We start from the raw sequence: 15,298 nt of genomic DNA on the forward strand, positions 1-15,298 counted from the left end.
GCGGGCGCGGGCGCCGCATCCACCGCCGCAAGGCTGCGCGCCGCGCAGGCGGCGGGCGACACCACCGCGCCGGACACGCCGCCCCCCTCCTCTTCCGAAACATCCCCCCGCCGCTCCCTCGCCGCGCGCGCGGCGCAGGGCTGGCGCGACGCCTCCGCCCGCCGCCGCGCCCGGCTCGATGCGCGCAAGCTGCGCCCTGCCGCCACGGTGCGGGCCACCCGCTGGGTCTGGCGCACGCTCTTCGGCCTCGCCTTCCTCGTGCTTCTGGGCCTCGTCACCGCGGGCGGCATCCTCGTCTGGGCGGTGCGCGACCTGCCATTGGCCGACATGCTGCCGCCGCTCGAAGAGCCGACGCTGACCGTGCAGGACGAGGCGGGCGACACGCTCTTCACCCGCGGCGCCTACCGCGCGGGCTACGTGCCGCTATCGGAGATGCCCGGGCATCTGCCGCAGGCGGTCGCGGCGATCGAGGATCGCCGCTTCTGGGATCATCCGGGCGTCGATCTCGAAGGCATCGGCCGCGCCATGTGGCGCAACATATCGGCGGGCGGCGTGGTCGAGGGCGGCTCGACCATCACCCAGCAGCTGGTCAAGGTGCTCTATCTCGACCCCGAGCGCACCTACAAGCGCAAGCTGCAGGAGATGGTCCTTGCGCTGGGGCTGGAGCGCCAGCTCGGCAAGGAGCGGATCATGGAGCTCTACCTCAACTCCACCTATCTCGGCGCCGGCGCCTGGGGCATGCCCGCCGCGGCGCAGCTTTACTTCGACACGCCCGTGCAGGAGCTGAGCCTCGCGCAATCGGCGGTGCTCGCCGCCTCGATCCGCGCGCCGTCGGTCATCAACCCGGTGGCGAACCTGGAGCGCGCGCGCGAACGCGGCCTCGTGGTGCTGTCGGTGATGCGCGATCTGGGCCGCATCGACGAGGCCGCATACGAGGCCGCAGCGGCCGAGATGGCCAGCCTCGCGCCTTCGCCGCCCCCCGCCCGCGCGGGCAGCTATTTCGCCGATTGGGTGCTGGAGGAGGCGCAGGAACTGTCGGGCGCCGTCGACGGCCCGCTCACCGTCACCGCCACGCTCGACATGGCGCTTCAGGCCCGGGCCGAGACGATCCTGCAAAACGCCATCGCGCAGCGCGGGGCAGAGCTTGGCGCGAGCCAGGGCGCTATCGTCGCCATGACCCCGGACGGGCGCATCCGCGCCATGGTCGGCGGCGTCGATTACGAAGCCAGCCAGTTCAACCGCGCCACCGACGCGCTGCGCCAGCCCGGCTCGACCTTCAAGCTGCCGGTGTTCCTTGCAGCATTGGTGATGGGCGCGGACCCCGACACCCGCCTGCCCGACGAGCCGATCGACATCGACGGCTATTCCCCTGAGAACTTCAGCGGCCGCTACGCCGGCGTGGTCAGCCTGCGCGAGGCCTTCACCCGCTCGCTCAACGCCGCCACCGTGCGGCTGGCGCAGGAGGTGGGCATCGACCAGGTGATCGAGGTGGCGCGCCAGCTCGGCATCGAGGGCGATCTGACGCGCACCCCGAGCCTCGCGCTCGGTACCTCCGAGGTGTCGCTCATCGACATGACCGAGGCCTATGCCGCGATCCTCGCGGGCCGCGCGCCGATCAACGCCACCGGCATCGCCAGCCTCAAGCTCGGCGATACCGGCGTCGCGCTCTCGGTCTCGGGCGCCGATCCCAACGCGGTCGAGCTCAACCGCACCCGCGACCCGATGCTGTCGATGCTGCGCGCGGTGGTGACCGAGGGCACCGGCAGGCGCGCCGCGATCGACGGCTTTGCCGCGGGCAAGACCGGCACCAGCCAGAACAGCCGCGACGCCTGGTTCATCGGCTTCACCGACCGGCTGGTGATCGGCGTCTGGATCGGCAATGACGACAACTCCCCGATGAAGGACGTCACCGGCGGCAGCCTTCCGGCCGAGATCTGGCGCAAGGTGGCGCTCGCCGCGGGCGGCGCGGGGGCCGCGCAGGCGCCTTCGGCCGAAAGCCAGACCCCGGTGCGGGTGCGCCGCGGCACCGAAGTTACCACCAGCACCGCCAACCGGCTGCGCCCGGCCTCGGCGCAGGCCGAGCCCGCCTGCGACGTGCGCGCCTGCTCGCGCGCCTACCGCTCCTTCCGCGCCTCGGACTGCACCTTCCAGCCCTATTCCGGCCCGCGCAAGCTCTGCACCCGCTAGGCGGCTTGCCCGCCCGCCCCCGGCTGCTACAAGCCGGGGGGACCGAGCTGAAGGATGCCCGCATGAAACTCGCCACGTTCAACATCAACGGCGTCAAGGCGCGGATCGGCGCGCTGTCGGACTGGCTGCAGGAAAAACAGCCCGACGTGGCGATGCTGCAGGAGATCAAGTCGGTCGACGAGGCCTTTCCGCGCCAGCATTTCGAGGACATGGGCTACAGCGTCGAGACCCACGGGCAAAAGGGCTTCAACGGCGTCGCCTTCCTGTCGCGCCTGCCGCTCGAGGACGTCAGCCGCGGCCTGCCCGGCGACGACACCGACGAGCAGGCCCGCTACATCGAGGCCACGGTGATGGGCGAGACGCGGCCCGTGCGCATGGGCTGCCTCTACCTGCCCAACGGCAACCCGGCGCCGGGGCCGAAATACGACTACAAGCTCGCCTGGATGGAGCGGCTGCACGCGCGGGCCAAGGCGCTTCTGGCGCTCGAGGAGCCCGCGCTTCTGGCGGGCGACTGGAACGTCATCCCGCAGGCCGAGGACGCCGCCCGGCCCGAGGCGTGGCGCGACGACGCGCTGTTTCGCCCCGAGACCCGCGCCGCCTTCCGCCGGATCGAGACCCTCGGCTTCACCGAGGCCTTCCGCGCGCGGATGCGCGGCCCGGGGCATTATTCCTTCTGGGATTACCAGGCCAACTCATGGGAGCGCGACAACGGCATCCGCATCGACCACCTGCTGCTCTCGCCGCAGGCCGCGGACCTGATGCGCGACGCCTGGATCGACCGCGAGCTGCGCGGCCGCGAAAAGCCCTCGGATCACGTGCCGGTCTGGGTCGAACTCGACGCCTGAGCGACCGGCGACGGCGAGATGACGGGGCGCGCGGCGGGGGCCGCGCGCCCTTTTTGCATGCCCCTCCGATTTATTCATTCGACAACAGTCCCTTGGCGCACAGCATGCCCGCCGGGAGCGCACATAACGCGCTATTTCGTTCCCGAAGTGGCGCGCCTATCTCCCTCTCATCGAAACGACGACCCATAGGACAGCCCGTCACGGGCGCCGCCCGACCCCGTCACCCGGCATTCGCTGGCCCCTTTCTGGCCGGGTTTGCCGCCGGATGTGGCAAGAGGCCGGGCCGCGCAAGGCGGAGCAGCGAGGGGCGTCCCAAATCGATTGCACGAGACGGCCCACCGGCCGCCGAAATCAAGATCCGCGCCCCCACCTCCCCGGGGGCATTTCGAAAGGAAAGACCATGAAGTCCCTCATTCTCGCAGCTCTCGTTGCCGCCACCGCCGCTCCCGCCTTCGCCGCCGCCAACAACTTCGGCACCCAGCGCAGCGTCGAGGCCGCCAGCTTCGTCGAGATCGACACCCTGCGCTCGCAGGATGGCGGCCGCGTCGAGATCCTCGACGGCTCCAGCCTGTCCGATGCGGTTTCGCTCGGCGGCACCGATGTGCGCCCCGGCCTCGTCAGCGACGTGCGCGTGCAGCTGGCCCACAAGCCGTTCCGCAGCAACGTGCTCGCCGTGCTCTACGACGACAATGGCAACGTCACCGCGACCCGCCAGCTGCGCGTGCTCGACTGATCCCGATGCGCGGCGCCCCCCGGGGGGCGCCGCACCGTCCGGCTCAGCTTTCATGCCCGTCGCCAGCCATGGCGGCGGGCATGTCGCGTGTCACGTCATGCGCATGAAGCCAGGCCATGCGCGCGGTAAAGCGCGCAGGCGCAAACCGGCCGATCGCGCCGAGCCCGGCATGGGCGATGCGCCGGGCCGGGCCGGAAAGGTGATAATTGCGCGCATTGGCCTGCGCCGCCGCGATGGCCCGCCGCACCCGCGGCGCGCGCGCCTGCGTGTAGCGCCCCAGCGCCACGCCAAGATCGGGCGCTCCGGCCAGCGCCCGCGCCAGCACCCAGCCATCCTCGATCGCCAGATTGGCCCCTTGCGCGAGAAAGGGCAGCGTCGGATGCGCGGCATCGCCCAGAAGCACCAGCCGCCCGTCATGCCAGTGCCCGGGCACCGGATGGCGGAACAGGCCCCAGAGCCGCACCTCACCGACCCGGTCGAGCAGGCCGCGCAGCGCCGGTGCCGCATCCTCGAACACCGCGCGCAGCCGCGCCGGATCGTCGGCATGGTCCCAGCCCTCGGGCGCCCATTCGGGCTGTTCGCGCACCGCCACGAGATTGAGCCGCCCGCCCGGCAGCGGATAGGTCACGACATGCCGACCCGGCAGCATCCAGATCCGCGCCTCGGGCTCTGCCCCGGGATCGTCGAGCATCGCGCGCCAGGCGACCTGCCCGGTGAAGCCCGCCCCCTCATCGGCGACCAGCGGACGCAGCGCCGAACGCAGCCCGTCCGCCGCGACGATCAGATCGGCGATGATGCTTTCTCCATCCTCGAAATCGAGCCGCCCCGCGGCCGGATCGGCGCCGGTCACCCGCCGCCCGGTGACGATGCGCGCGCCCTGCGCCTGCGCCGCCTCGGCCAGAAGCGCCACCAGCGCGGCGCGATGCATGAACCTGTAGGGATGTGCGCCGCCATCGAGCGCGAAGCGGGCGATGGCGCGGCCCGAGCGCCCGTCGGTGGGACAGACGGCGCGGGCGCGGATCGCCGCCGCGTCGAGCGCGGGGCCGAGGCCCAGCTTCTCCAGCACGGCGGCGCCGTTGGGCGTGATCTGAAGCCCCGCGCCGATCTCGCGCAGCGCGGGTGCCCGCTCGTAGAGGGTGACGTCATGACCGCCGCGCGCAAGGCAGAGCGCGGCGGTCAGCCCGCCGATCCCGGCGCCCGCGACCGCGATCCGCCGGGTCGGTGCCGTCACGGGATCAGTCGTCGCGGTGGACGCGCTCGCGGCGCTCGTGGCGCTCCTGCGCCTCGAGGCTCATCGTGGCGATGGGCCGCGCATCGAGCCGGCGCAGCGAGATCGGCTCGCCGGTGATCTCGCAATAGCCGTATTCGCCCTCCTCGATCCGCCGCAGCGCGGCATCGATCTTGGAGACGAGCTTGCGCTGGCGATCGCGCGTGCGCAGTTCGAGCGCGCGGTCGGTTTCCTCACTGGCGCGGTCGGCGACGTCGGGAATGTTGCGCGTGGCGTCCTTCATGCCCTCGATGGTGTCGCGGCTGTCGGACAGCAGCTCGGTCTTCCACGCCAGCAGCTTGCGGCGGAAATATTCGAGCTGCCGGTCGTTCATGAACGGCTCGTTCTCGGCGGGCCGGTAGTCGTCGGTAAGGAATGACTCGGCTTTCATGTGTGCTCCCGTTGAAGGGCCAGCGCCGGGTCCCCAATTCCACCCCGCGACCGGCGTACCCTTGTATGCCGCTCTCCTACTCCCTGCGTCACCTCCTGTCACCCTGTTTTCTGCACCGTCGTGTCGCTGCGGCAACTGGCGCCGACGGCTTGAAAATCAGGCCTTTCGCCGCGCGGCCGCCCCGATGGCACCGCGCGCCCCTACCCTTGGCCGCACACGCGGCGGTAGTCGGGCCAACCTAGCACGTTTCGCGCGACAATTGAACGTGACGGTGCGTTGCCCGGCCGTGCACAGTGTGGCGCCGCCCGCTGCGGCGCCGCGCCGCAAGCCGCCCGGCTGGACAAGCGCGCGGCCCGCGCGCTAGGGGGAACCGCGCGGCCGGATCGGGCCGCCCCATCTTCGGAGAGCCGCGATGATCCTCCCCCTCACCGGTCTTCTGATCGGCGCGCTCTTGGGCGCCTGGCGCGCCAAGCGGCATGGCGGCGGTACGGCCGACATGGCGCAATGGGGCGCGGCGCATGCGCTCGCGCTCGGAATCCTGGGCCTGTTTCTGCTGTTGCTGCTCAGCCGGCTCGGCGGTTGAGGGCGAGCGGGCTCACCGCGCCCGCTCCCCCTCCCGGTGATCCGCATCCCGCCCATGCGCGGCCAGCTGGTCGAGCAGCTGGCGCAGCCTGTCCGGCGTCTCCCGTTCGACCGGGAAAGCCTTGCGCAGCGCGGAGTCTCGTGTCTGTCGGTCGAACTGATCGAAATTCATGGTTGCCTCATTCAGTTGGACAACCCCCCTGATGACTAGACAATACCAATAACCCGGATTCGGTTCCTGCCCGGTTAATCACACTTGACGCAACCTGTGGCGTGACAGCCGCATGTGACCCCCCAGAGACGGTGGTTGCTCCGCCTCATTCGGGACACCATATTGCCACAATGCTGAAATTCTCCCCGCTGATTCTGGCGCTGCTCTACGGCTTCGCGGTCTACCAGGTCTCGGCCTGGCGCACGCGCCGCGCGCTCGATGCGCAATCGACCGAGCTGGCCGAGCCGCGGCTGCGCGCGGTCTGCGACAAGCTCGCCCAGGCGCTGGATCTGCCGCGGATCAAGGTCCATGTCTACGAGATCGCCCCGGTCAACGGGCTCGCCGCCCCCGACGGGCGGATCTTCTTGACGCGCGGTTTCCTGCAGAAGTTCGCCGCGGGCGAGGTCACGCCGCAGGAGATCGCCAGCGTCGTGGCGCATGAGCTGGGCCATGTCGCGCTGGGCCATTCGCGCCGCCGGATGGTGGATTTCTCGGCCCAGAACGCGCTCAGGACGGCGCTTGCCGCCGTGCTGTCGCGGATCATCCCCGGCTTCGGCGGGCTGATCGCGGGCGGGCTCGCGCGGCTGGTGGCGGCAAGGCTCAGCCGGGTCGATGAATACGAGGCCGACGCCTATGCCTCGGCGCTGATGATCAAGGCGGGCTTCGGCACCGGCCCGCAGAAATCGCTGCTGTCGAAGCTCGACCGGATGGCGGGCGCGGGCGGCGCCACCCCCGCCTGGCTGATGAGCCACCCCAAGACCGAAGCGCGGCTCAAGGCGATCTCGGATAACGAGGCGAAGTGGCTGGGCGCCTAGCCCGCCGCCGACCCCGCCGCCTCCACCGCCTTGCCGAAGCGGTTCAGCCTCGCCTTCTTCATCAGCTTGCGCGCGGTCCAGTCCTCGCCCGAAAGCCGCGACGCCTCGGCCAGCACCGATGCTGTGACCTCGCCCACCGGGCCGGGGCTCGCCTCGAACAAGCCGAGCAGGAAATTGTCGGGATCGGCCCGGCTCAGCCCCTCTTCGGCAAGGATGCCGCGCGGAAAATCCTTGGCGTTCATCGTCACGATCACGTCGCAATGCCCCGCCACCGCGCTGGCCAGCACATGGATGTCGTTCGGATCGGGCAGCCAGAGCCGCCGCTCCAGCTCGGGGTGCGCCGCGATCTCGGCGCGCGGAAACCGCGACGCCAGAAGCGCGATCTCGCCCCGCGCGATCGCCTCGCCCCCGGCCCCCAGCCGTGCCGCCGCCCGCGCCCATTCCTCCGAGATCCGCGCGCTCCAGCGCGGCTCGAACAGCCCCTTCGAAGCGCAGCCCAGAAGCAGCTCGCGCATCACCGTGGGATAAAGGACGCAAGCGTCGAGCAGGACCCTCACAGCCGGAACACGAGCGCCTTGAGATAGCCGCCCTCCGCGAGCTGCGGCAGCACCGGGTGATCGGCCCCGGCAAAGCCGGTGTAGCAGATCGCGCCGCGGCGCCCCGCCTTGCCGATGCCGCGCGCCGAGGCCGCGCGGAACTTGGCGAGATCGGCGGCATGCGAGCAGGAGCACAGCACCAGATAGCCCCCCTCCTCGACAAGCGGCGCCGCCAGCCGCGCGATCCGCTCATAGGCCCGAAGCCCCGGCTCCAGCGCCGGTTTCGACGGCGCGAAGGCGGGCGGATCGCAGACCACCACCTCGAAGCGGCGGCCCTCCTTGTCGAGCGCCGCGAGCGTGTCGAAGGCGTCGCCCTGCCGGGTCTCGAAGCGGTCGGCCACGCCGGAGGCCTCCGCGCCGCGGCGCGCCAGATCCAGCGCCGGGGCCGAGCCGTCGACGGCAAGTGCCGAGGCCGCGCCCCGCGCCAGCGCCGCAAGGCCGAAGCCGCCGACATGGGAGAACACGTCGAGCACGCGCGCGTCCCGCGACAGCCCGGCGGCGAAGGCGTGGTTCGGGCGCTGGTCGTAGAACAGCCCCGTCTTCTGCCCGCCCATCAGGTCGGCCATGTAGACGGCCCCGTTCATCGGCACCTCGACCGGCCCCTCGGGCGCGTCGCCGCGCAGCATCCGCAGCTCCTCGCCAAGCCCCTCCAGCCCGCGCGCGCGGCCCGAGCCGTTGAGCACGACCCGCCGGATGCCGGTGGCGGCAAGAAGCGCGTCGGCGATGGTCTCGGCCCCCGCATCGGCCCATGCGGCGTTGGGCTGCAGCACCGCGATATCGCCGAAGCGGTCGATCACCACGCCGGGCAGCCCGTCGGCCTCGGCATGCACCAGCCGGTAGAAGGGCGCGTCGAACAGCGCCTCGCGGTGGCGCAGCGCCACGCTGAGCCTCGTGGCGATCCAGTCGCCGTCGATCACCGCCTCCGGGTCGCGGTCGAGCACGCGGGCGGCGATCTTCGAGTCCGGGTTGACGGTGACCACCGCCATCGGACGTCGCTCGGCATCCTCAAGCACGGCGAGGCTGCCGGGCGCCAGTTTCCTGGTGCGGCGGTCGAGGACCATCTCGTTGGCGAAGACCCAAGGGAAGCCGTGGCGAACCGCGCGGGCATCGGCCTTGGGCATCAGCCGGACAGTGGGATAGGGCGGGAGGTGCGGGAAGGGTGTCATGCGCCCTCCTACCCCGCCCCGCGCGCCACGAAAAGCCATGTCGCGTGAAACCGCGCCACCTGCCCCCGTGTTTCCCCGCCAAGCGCCGCATTTGCCGCCCCGCCGCCCGGCGCAAAGGTTGTTAGCGCTAACGAAGCGTGCTAACGCCGGGCCGACCCCGATTTACGACAGGAGCTGCCAGATGGCCCTCAACCGCACGCTCGAAGCCGTCACCGACCGGATCCGCGCCCGCAGCGAAGGGCCGCGCCGGACCTATCTCGACCGGATGAGCGCCGCCGCCGCCGAAGGGCCGCGCCGCGCCCATCTGACCTGCGGCAACCAGGCCCATGCCTATGCCGCGACCGGCGAGGACAAGGACGCGCTCGCCACCGGCCGCGCGCCGAACATCGGCATCATCACCGCCTACAACGACATGCTCTCGGCGCATCAGCCCTTCGAGACCTATCCCGCGCTGATCCGCGAGGCCGCGCGCGCGGCGGGGGCCACGGCGCAGGTCGCGGGCGGGGTGCCGGCAATGTGCGACGGCGTGACCCAAGGCCAGACCGGCATGGAGCTGTCGCTGTTTTCGCGCGACGTGATCGCCATGGCCGCCGCCGTCGGCCTGTCGCACAACGTGTTCGACAGCTCGGTCTATCTGGGCGTCTGCGACAAGATCGTGCCCGGCCTCGTCATGGCCGCCGCGACGTTCGGCTATATCCCGGCGGTGTTCCTGCCCGCCGGTCCGATGACCTCCGGCCTGCCCAATGACGAAAAGGCCCGCGTGCGCCAGCAATTCGCGGCAGGCGAAGTGGGCCGCGACGCGCTGATGGCGGCCGAGATGGCCTCCTATCACGGGCCGGGCACCTGCACCTTCTACGGCACCGCCAACTCCAACCAGATGCTGATGGAGTTCATGGGGCTGCATCTGCCCGGCGCGAGCTTCGTCAACCCGAACACCCCGCTGCGCGACGCGCTGACGGTGGCGGGCACCGAGCGGGCGGCGCAGATCACCGCGCTGGGCAACGAGTTCACGCCCGCCTCCGACGTGCTCGACGAGCGCGCCTTCGTCAACGGCATGGTCGGGCTGATGGCGACGGGCGGCTCGACCAACCTCGTGCTGCACCTGCCCGCCATGGCCAAGGCGGCGGGCATCATCCTCGATCTGGAGGATTTCGCGGAGCTGTCGGCGATCACCCCGCTGATGGCCAAGGTCTATCCCAACGGCCTTGCCGACGTGAACCATTTCCACGCCGCGGGCGGCCTCGGCTACATGATCGGAGAGCTGCTGAACGCGGGGCTCCTGCACCCCGACACCCGCACCGTTGCGGGCGAGGGGCTGGAGCTCTACACCCACGAGCCCAAGCTTTCCGAGGGCCGTGTCGCTTATGCCAAGGGCTCCGGCGAGACGCTCAACGACAAGATCCTGCGCCCCGCCACCGACCCGTTCCAGAAGACCGGCGGCCTGCGCCAGCTTTCGGGCAATATCGGCCGGGCGGTGATTAAGATCTCGGCCGTGGCACCCGAGCGCCACGTGATCGAGGCCAAGGCGCGGGTCTTTCACGATCAGGAAGCGGTCAAGACCGCCTTCCGCAACGGCGAGTTCACCGAGGACACGATCGTCATCGTCCGCTACCAGGGGCCAAAGTCGAACGGCATGCCAGAGCTGCACAACCTCACCCCGACGCTGGCGGTGCTGCAGGATCGCGGGCTCAAGGTGGCGCTGGTCACCGACGGGCGCATGTCGGGGGCGAGCGGCAAGGTGCCGGCGGCGATCCATGTCACCCCCGAGGCCGCCGATGGCGGGGCCATCGCGCTGGTGCGCGACGGTGATCTCATGCGGCTCGACGCGACCGCGGGCACGCTTGAGGTGCTTGCCAGCCTCGAGGGTCGCGAGCCCGCCCCCGCCGATCTGGCGGGCAATGGCAACGGCGTCGGGCGCGAGCTGTTCGAGGTGTTCCGCCAGAATGTCGGCGGTGGCGCCTATGGCGCGACCGTGGTGGTCTGATCACTCGGTGGTGGCGTGGAACTGCCCCGTCAGGACATGCGGCTGATCGGTGTAGGGCGCGGTGAGGATCGTGCCCGACACCTCGCCCGCCAGCACCCGCCCGCCTCTTCCGCGCAGCGGGCTCTCGATGGTGATGTCGAGCCGGCGGCTTTCCCCCGCCAGCGGCAGCTCCGCGCCGAAGCCCGCCGCCACCTCGCCGCTGCGCCGCGCGCCGTCGCGGGTCAGCGCCAGCCTGCCCTGCCCGGGCACGAGTGGCAGGCTGTCAATGGCGACCGCCTCGCCGAGAAACGCGCCCGAGATGTCGTGCAGCCGCCCCTCCACGGGCAGCACCGTGCTGGCATTGGCGAAATCGAGATCGAGCGTCAGCCCGCCCTCGATCCGCCCGCTGGGCGTGATGTCGGCCTCGCGGATATCGGCGGCAAAGCCGCCCTCGTAGCGGGCGCTGCCACCGCGCGGCAGGTCGAACGCCGCCGGGCGGTCGAGAAGCCGGCCAAAGGCCGCGCGATCGAAATGCGGCGGCGGCAGGTCCGCCACCTGCCCGCCGCCGCCGCATCCGGCAAGGACCGCCGCGCAGGCAAGACCCATGAAACCCTCGCGCGGCATTGCCTTCCTCCTCCAGCCCGCCCAGATTTGCGCGAAATCGTTAATCTCCCGTTAACGGCGAGCCTCCAAACCCCCTTTCACCCCCAAGACGACAGGACCCTGCGATGACCCCCGAACATGCCTCAGAACTGACCGCCAAGGTCTGCGCCCTCGCCCCGGTGATCCCGGTGCTGGTGGTCGAGGATGCCGCCCATGCCGCCGATCTGGCGCGCGCGCTGGTCGAGGGCGGCCTGCCCGCGCTCGAGGTGACGCTGCGCACGCCTTCGGCGCTCGAGGTGATCCGCGAAATGGCGCGCGTCGAGGGCGGCGTGGTCGGCGCGGGCACGCTTCTGACGCCCGATGATGTCGAGGCCGCCAAGGAGGCGGGGGCCACATTCGGCGTCTGCCCCGGTGCCACGAAGCGCATCCTCGACGCCTGCGAGGCCAACGACCTGCCGCTCCTGCCCGCCGCCGCCACCGCCTCCGAGGTGCTGCGGCTCTATGAGCGCGGCTACACGGTGCAGAAGTTCTTCCCGGCCGAGGTCAATGGCGGCGTGCCCGCGCTGAAGGCGATCGGCGCGCCGATCCCGCAGGTGAAGTTCTGCCCCACCGGCGGCGTCAGCCTCAAGAACGCGCCCGATTATCTCGCGCTCTCCAACACGCTCTGCGTCGGCGGAAGCTGGGTCGCGCCCAGGGAGATGGTGGCTTCGGGCGACTGGGCCGGGATCGCCCGCCTCGCCGCCGAGGCCGCGGCGCTGCCGCGCTGAGACGGCGGCGCGTGGCGGCCTAGACTGCTGCGCGCCCCGCCCGCCCGCCGCGCCGCCGCGCCGCGGCGCCATTGCCCAGCCCCTCGACCAGCACCGCCGTCATCGGATGCCCCTCGGGCGCGGTCGCATGACGCTCGAGCAGCCGCCGGATCGCCGTGGCGGGCTCCAGCCCTTCGGGCAGCGACAGCGCCCAGTCGAGAAAGATCGACCGGCATTCGCCCGGCGTGATCCCCTCGATCCTGTAGGCCTCGCGCACCAGCCCCTTGGGGTCAATCTCGTCGCTCATCCGTTCTCTCCCGGCCGGGCGCCCTGCAAGGCGCGATCGATCACCTCCTCTGCCCGCGCGGCCGCCGCGTCAAGGGCGCGGCGCAGATCGTCCAGCGTCTCGCAGCCGCTCTCGCGCAGCATCACCCGCGCGCCGCCCTCGGCCGGGTCCTCGGGCAGAGGCCCGCCGCCGGTCAGCAGCCGCGCCACGCATTGCACGCCGCGAAACAGCGCCGCCGCGTGATCGAGCGCCCGCGCGCCCGCGTCATCGACGAGCCCCGCCGCGCGCCCCGCCTCGATCTGCGCGGTGATCTCGCGCCCGGCCGAGCCCGCGCGCAGCGCGAGGCTCTGGGCGAAAAGCTCCACATCCTGAAGCCGCCCCGCCCCGTCGCGCAGGTTCCAGCCATGGGAGGCGGGCCGCGCCTCGGCCAGCCGCGCCCGCATCGCTGCCAGATCGGCGAGCACCGTCTCGCCGTCCGCCTTCTGCGCGATGAGGTCGCGGCGGAAATCCTCGATCTCCTCGCCAAGCCCCGGCTCGCCCGCCACCGCGCGCGCGCGGGTCAGCGCCAGGTGCTCCCAGGTCCAGGCCTCGTCCTGCTGATAGGCGCGAAAGGCCGGCAATGCCGTGGCCACCGGCCCCTGCCGCCCCGAGGGGCGCAGCCGCATGTCGACCTCGTAGAGCCGTCCGTCGGGCATCGGCGCGGTCAGCGCGGTGATGAGCCCTTGGGTGAAGCGCGCATACCATGCCCGCGTGGCAAGCGGGCGCGGGCCGTCCGAGGCCTCCACCCCCGCCGCGTCGTAGATCACGATCAGGTCGAGATCCGAGGAGGAGGCCAGCCGCCCCGCCCCGAGCGAACCCATCGCCAGCACCGACAGCCCGCGCCCCGGGGGCGGGCCATGGCGGCGGGCGATCTCGTCGATCACCACCGGCACGAGGGCGGCGACCACCGCCTCGGCCAGCTCGGCATATTCGCGGCCGGCGATGCCTGCGTCGATCAGCCCGCGCAGGTGATGCACCCCGATGCGGAAATGCAGCTCCTTGGCCCAGACCCGCGCCGCGCCGAGCCGCGCCTCGTGATCGGGCTGGCGCGCCAGAAGCCCGGCCAGCTCCGAGCGCAGCGCATCGACGCCGGGCCAGTCGGCGAAAAAGCCGCCGCCGATCACCGCGTCGAGCACGCCCGAATTGCGCGACAGGTATTGCGCCAGCCCCGGCGCGGTGGCGCAGATGTCGACGATGAGCCGGGTGAGCTGCGGGTTGGCCTCGAACAGCGAGAAAAGCTGCACCCCCGCCGGAAGCCCGGCGAGAAAGGCGTCGAACTGCGCCAGCGCCTCCTCGGGGCGCGCGGCCTCCGACAGCGCCTTGAGGATCTCCGGGCGCAACCGGTCGAATATCTCGACCGCGCGGTCCGAGCGCAGCGCCGGATAGCCGGGCCAGCGCGCGGTCACGTCCTCGCCGAACTCGGGCGCCTCGGCGGGCGCATGGCCGGGGGCAAAGAAATCCTCGGTCAGCGCATGCACCTCTTCGAGCCGCGCGGTCAGCTCGGATTTCAGCTCCGCCAGATCGCGCCCCATGAAGGCGGCCAGCCGCTCGAAGCCCTCTTCCGAGGAAGGCAGCTTGTGGGTCTGCTGATCGCCGATCATCTGCACCCGGTGTTCGACCTCGCGATGCGCGCGGTAATGCCGGGTCAGCGCCTCGGCGGTGTCGCGATCGATCCAGCCCGCCTGCGCCAGCCGGTCGAGCCCCTGAACCGTGCCGCGCACGCGCAAGGAGGGATCGCGCCCGCCCGAGATGAGCTGCCGGGTCTGGGTAAAGAACTCGATCTCGCGGATGCCGCCACGGCCGAGCTTCATGTCGTGGCCCGGCAGGCTGAGCGCGCCGCCAAGCCCCTTGTGATCGCGGATCTTGAGCCGCATGTCATGCGCGTCGCGGATCGCGTGGAAATCGAGATGCCTGCGCCAGACGAAGGGGCGCAGCGTCTCGTTGAAGCGGGCCCCGGCGGCGAGATCGCCCGCGCAGGGCCGCGCCTTGATCCAGGCCGCGCGCTCCCATGTGCGGCCGACGCTCTCGTAATACTGCTCGGCCGCGCCCATCGACAGGCAGACCGGCGTGACGGCGGCGTCGGGCCTGAGCCGCAGATCGGTGCGAAACACGTAGCCCTCGCCGGTGATGTCGCCGATCAGCGCGGCGAGCTTGCGCGTCACCCGCACCAGCACGCTGCGCGCCTCATGCTGGTCGAGCCCCTCGTAGCGGGTCTCGTCGTAAAGGCAGATGAGATCGATATCCGACGAATAGTTCAGCTCATGCGCGCCCATCTTGCCCATGGCAAAAAGCACCATGCCCGCGCCGCTCTCGATATCGGCCTCGGTCATGCCGGGCAGCTTGCCGCGCGCGATCTGCGGCGCGATCAGCGTCTCCAGCCCGGCCTGAAGTGCCGCATCGGCCAGCCGGGTGAGGCTGCCCGTCACCTCCTCCAAGGGCCAGGCCCCGCCCAGATCGGCCAGCGCCGCGATCAGCGCCACGCGCCGCTTGGCCTGCCGCAGCCTTGGGCCCAGCGCCGCGAGATCGTGGCCCCCGAGATCCGAAAGCTCGGCGGCGACCGCGCCCTCGGGATCGGCGCAGGCGGCCTCCAGCCAGCCATGCTCGCGGCCGATCAGGCCGGCGAGATAGGGGCTGCACCCGGCGGTGCCGCCGATCAGCTCGGCGGTGGCGGGCTCGGCCCAGCCGCAAAGCTGGCGGGCCTCTGCGGCCTTGTCGGGATCGAGGGGGCGCGGGGCGCGGCGCAGGCGCGAGGCGAGATCGGTCATGACCGGACCGTGGCGCGCCGCGCGTGGGGCGTCAATCGCTCCGCGATGCCGGCGGAACGGGAAAGGGAGAGAAAAATGTTAAAGACATTCACATCACCCCTTG

Annotated in this window: 15 protein-coding genes; 7 read left to right on the forward strand and 8 right to left on the reverse strand. The window is 71.4% G+C overall.

What is annotated here, in order from left to right; all coding sequences use genetic code 11:
* The 3 genes from CJ301_RS14630 to CJ301_RS14640 form a co-directional block, all read left to right on the forward strand.
* Positions 1-2,187, forward strand: a 2,187-nt coding sequence (locus tag CJ301_RS14630) for a PBP1A family penicillin-binding protein (RefSeq protein ID WP_099278123.1), incomplete at its 5' end; no start/stop codon positions are given.
* Positions 2,188-2,249: 62 nt separating this feature from the next.
* Entirely contained in the window at positions 2,250-3,032 is a 783-nt protein-coding gene (gene xth, locus CJ301_RS14635; RefSeq protein WP_099278124.1) for an exodeoxyribonuclease III, read from the forward strand.
* 400 nt (positions 3,033-3,432) lie between these two features.
* A complete protein-coding gene (locus CJ301_RS14640; RefSeq protein WP_099278125.1) occupies positions 3,433-3,765 on the forward strand; it encodes a hypothetical protein in 333 nt (110 codons plus the stop codon).
* Between the two features lie 43 nt (positions 3,766-3,808).
* Here the strand turns inward: CJ301_RS14640 and CJ301_RS14645 are convergent, their stop codons facing one another.
* Both CJ301_RS14645 and dksA read right to left on the reverse strand, forming a co-directional pair.
* On the reverse strand, positions 3,809-4,996 hold the full coding sequence (locus CJ301_RS14645; RefSeq protein WP_099278126.1) for an FAD-dependent oxidoreductase: 1,188 nt from the start codon (positions 4,994-4,996) through the stop codon (positions 3,809-3,811).
* A gap of 4 nt (positions 4,997-5,000) precedes the next feature.
* Positions 5,001-5,423 carry an RNA polymerase-binding protein DksA gene (gene dksA, locus CJ301_RS14650; RefSeq protein WP_099278127.1) on the reverse strand — a complete coding sequence of 141 codons (423 nt, stop codon included), beginning with the start codon at positions 5,421-5,423 and terminating at the stop codon, positions 5,001-5,003.
* A 412-nt stretch (positions 5,424-5,835) separates the two neighbouring features.
* Here dksA and CJ301_RS18990 point away from each other — a divergent pair, with 412 nt between their 5' ends.
* On the forward strand, positions 5,836-6,006 hold the full coding sequence (locus CJ301_RS18990) for a hypothetical protein (RefSeq protein WP_099278128.1): 171 nt from the start codon (positions 5,836-5,838) through the stop codon (positions 6,004-6,006).
* A gap of 12 nt (positions 6,007-6,018) precedes the next feature.
* On the opposite strand, the gene CJ301_RS18820 is transcribed toward CJ301_RS18990, so the two are convergent.
* A complete protein-coding gene (locus tag CJ301_RS18820; protein WP_162620551.1) occupies positions 6,019-6,177 on the reverse strand; it encodes a hypothetical protein in 159 nt (52 codons plus the stop codon).
* A gap of 170 nt (positions 6,178-6,347) precedes the next feature.
* On the opposite strand from CJ301_RS18820, the gene CJ301_RS14660 reads away from it, so the two are divergent.
* Positions 6,348-7,031 carry a M48 family metallopeptidase gene (locus tag CJ301_RS14660; RefSeq protein WP_099278129.1) on the forward strand — a complete coding sequence of 228 codons (684 nt, stop codon included), beginning with the start codon at positions 6,348-6,350 and terminating at the stop codon, positions 7,029-7,031.
* On the opposite strand, the gene CJ301_RS14665 is transcribed toward CJ301_RS14660, so the two are convergent.
* On the reverse strand, positions 7,028-7,588 hold the full coding sequence (locus CJ301_RS14665; protein WP_099278130.1) for an RSP_2648 family PIN domain-containing protein: 561 nt from the start codon (positions 7,586-7,588) through the stop codon (positions 7,028-7,030). The genes CJ301_RS14660 and CJ301_RS14665 overlap by 4 nt on opposite strands.
* Complete coding sequence (locus tag CJ301_RS14670; RefSeq protein WP_099278131.1) at positions 7,585-8,793, reverse strand: RSP_2647 family RNA methyltransferase; 1,209 nt, start codon at positions 8,791-8,793, stop codon at positions 7,585-7,587. The genes CJ301_RS14665 and CJ301_RS14670 overlap by 4 nt, the downstream gene beginning before the upstream one ends.
* A 181-nt stretch (positions 8,794-8,974) precedes the next feature.
* Between CJ301_RS14670 and edd the strand changes: the two genes are divergently transcribed.
* The gene (gene edd, locus CJ301_RS14675) at positions 8,975-10,777 is read left to right on the forward strand and encodes a phosphogluconate dehydratase (protein WP_099278132.1); all 1,803 of its coding nucleotides are present in this window, start codon (positions 8,975-8,977) and stop codon (positions 10,775-10,777) included.
* On the opposite strand, the gene CJ301_RS14680 is transcribed toward edd, so the two are convergent.
* Positions 10,778-11,380, reverse strand: coding sequence for a hypothetical protein (locus CJ301_RS14680; protein WP_099278133.1), 603 nt, complete (start codon positions 11,378-11,380; stop codon positions 10,778-10,780).
* 104 nt (positions 11,381-11,484) lie between these two features.
* Here CJ301_RS14680 and eda point away from each other — a divergent pair, with 104 nt between their 5' ends.
* Positions 11,485-12,126 (forward strand): bifunctional 4-hydroxy-2-oxoglutarate aldolase/2-dehydro-3-deoxy-phosphogluconate aldolase, encoded by a 642-nt coding sequence (eda, locus tag CJ301_RS14685; protein ID WP_099278134.1) that lies wholly within the window; start codon positions 11,485-11,487, stop codon positions 12,124-12,126.
* A 19-nt stretch (positions 12,127-12,145) separates the two neighbouring features.
* Here eda and CJ301_RS14690 read toward each other — a convergent pair whose 3' ends face one another.
* Positions 12,146-12,412 carry a hypothetical protein gene (locus CJ301_RS14690; RefSeq protein ID WP_099278135.1) on the reverse strand — a complete coding sequence of 89 codons (267 nt, stop codon included), beginning with the start codon at positions 12,410-12,412 and terminating at the stop codon, positions 12,146-12,148.
* Positions 12,409-15,195, reverse strand: coding sequence for a glutamine-synthetase adenylyltransferase (locus CJ301_RS14695; protein WP_099278136.1), 2,787 nt, complete (start codon positions 15,193-15,195; stop codon positions 12,409-12,411). The genes CJ301_RS14690 and CJ301_RS14695 overlap by 4 nt, the downstream gene beginning before the upstream one ends.
* Positions 15,196-15,298 lie beyond the last annotated feature (103 nt).

It is taken from the genome of Limimaricola cinnabarinus (assembly GCF_002723615.1).
GTDB classification, from domain to species: domain Bacteria; phylum Pseudomonadota; class Alphaproteobacteria; order Rhodobacterales; family Rhodobacteraceae; genus Limimaricola; species Limimaricola cinnabarinus_B.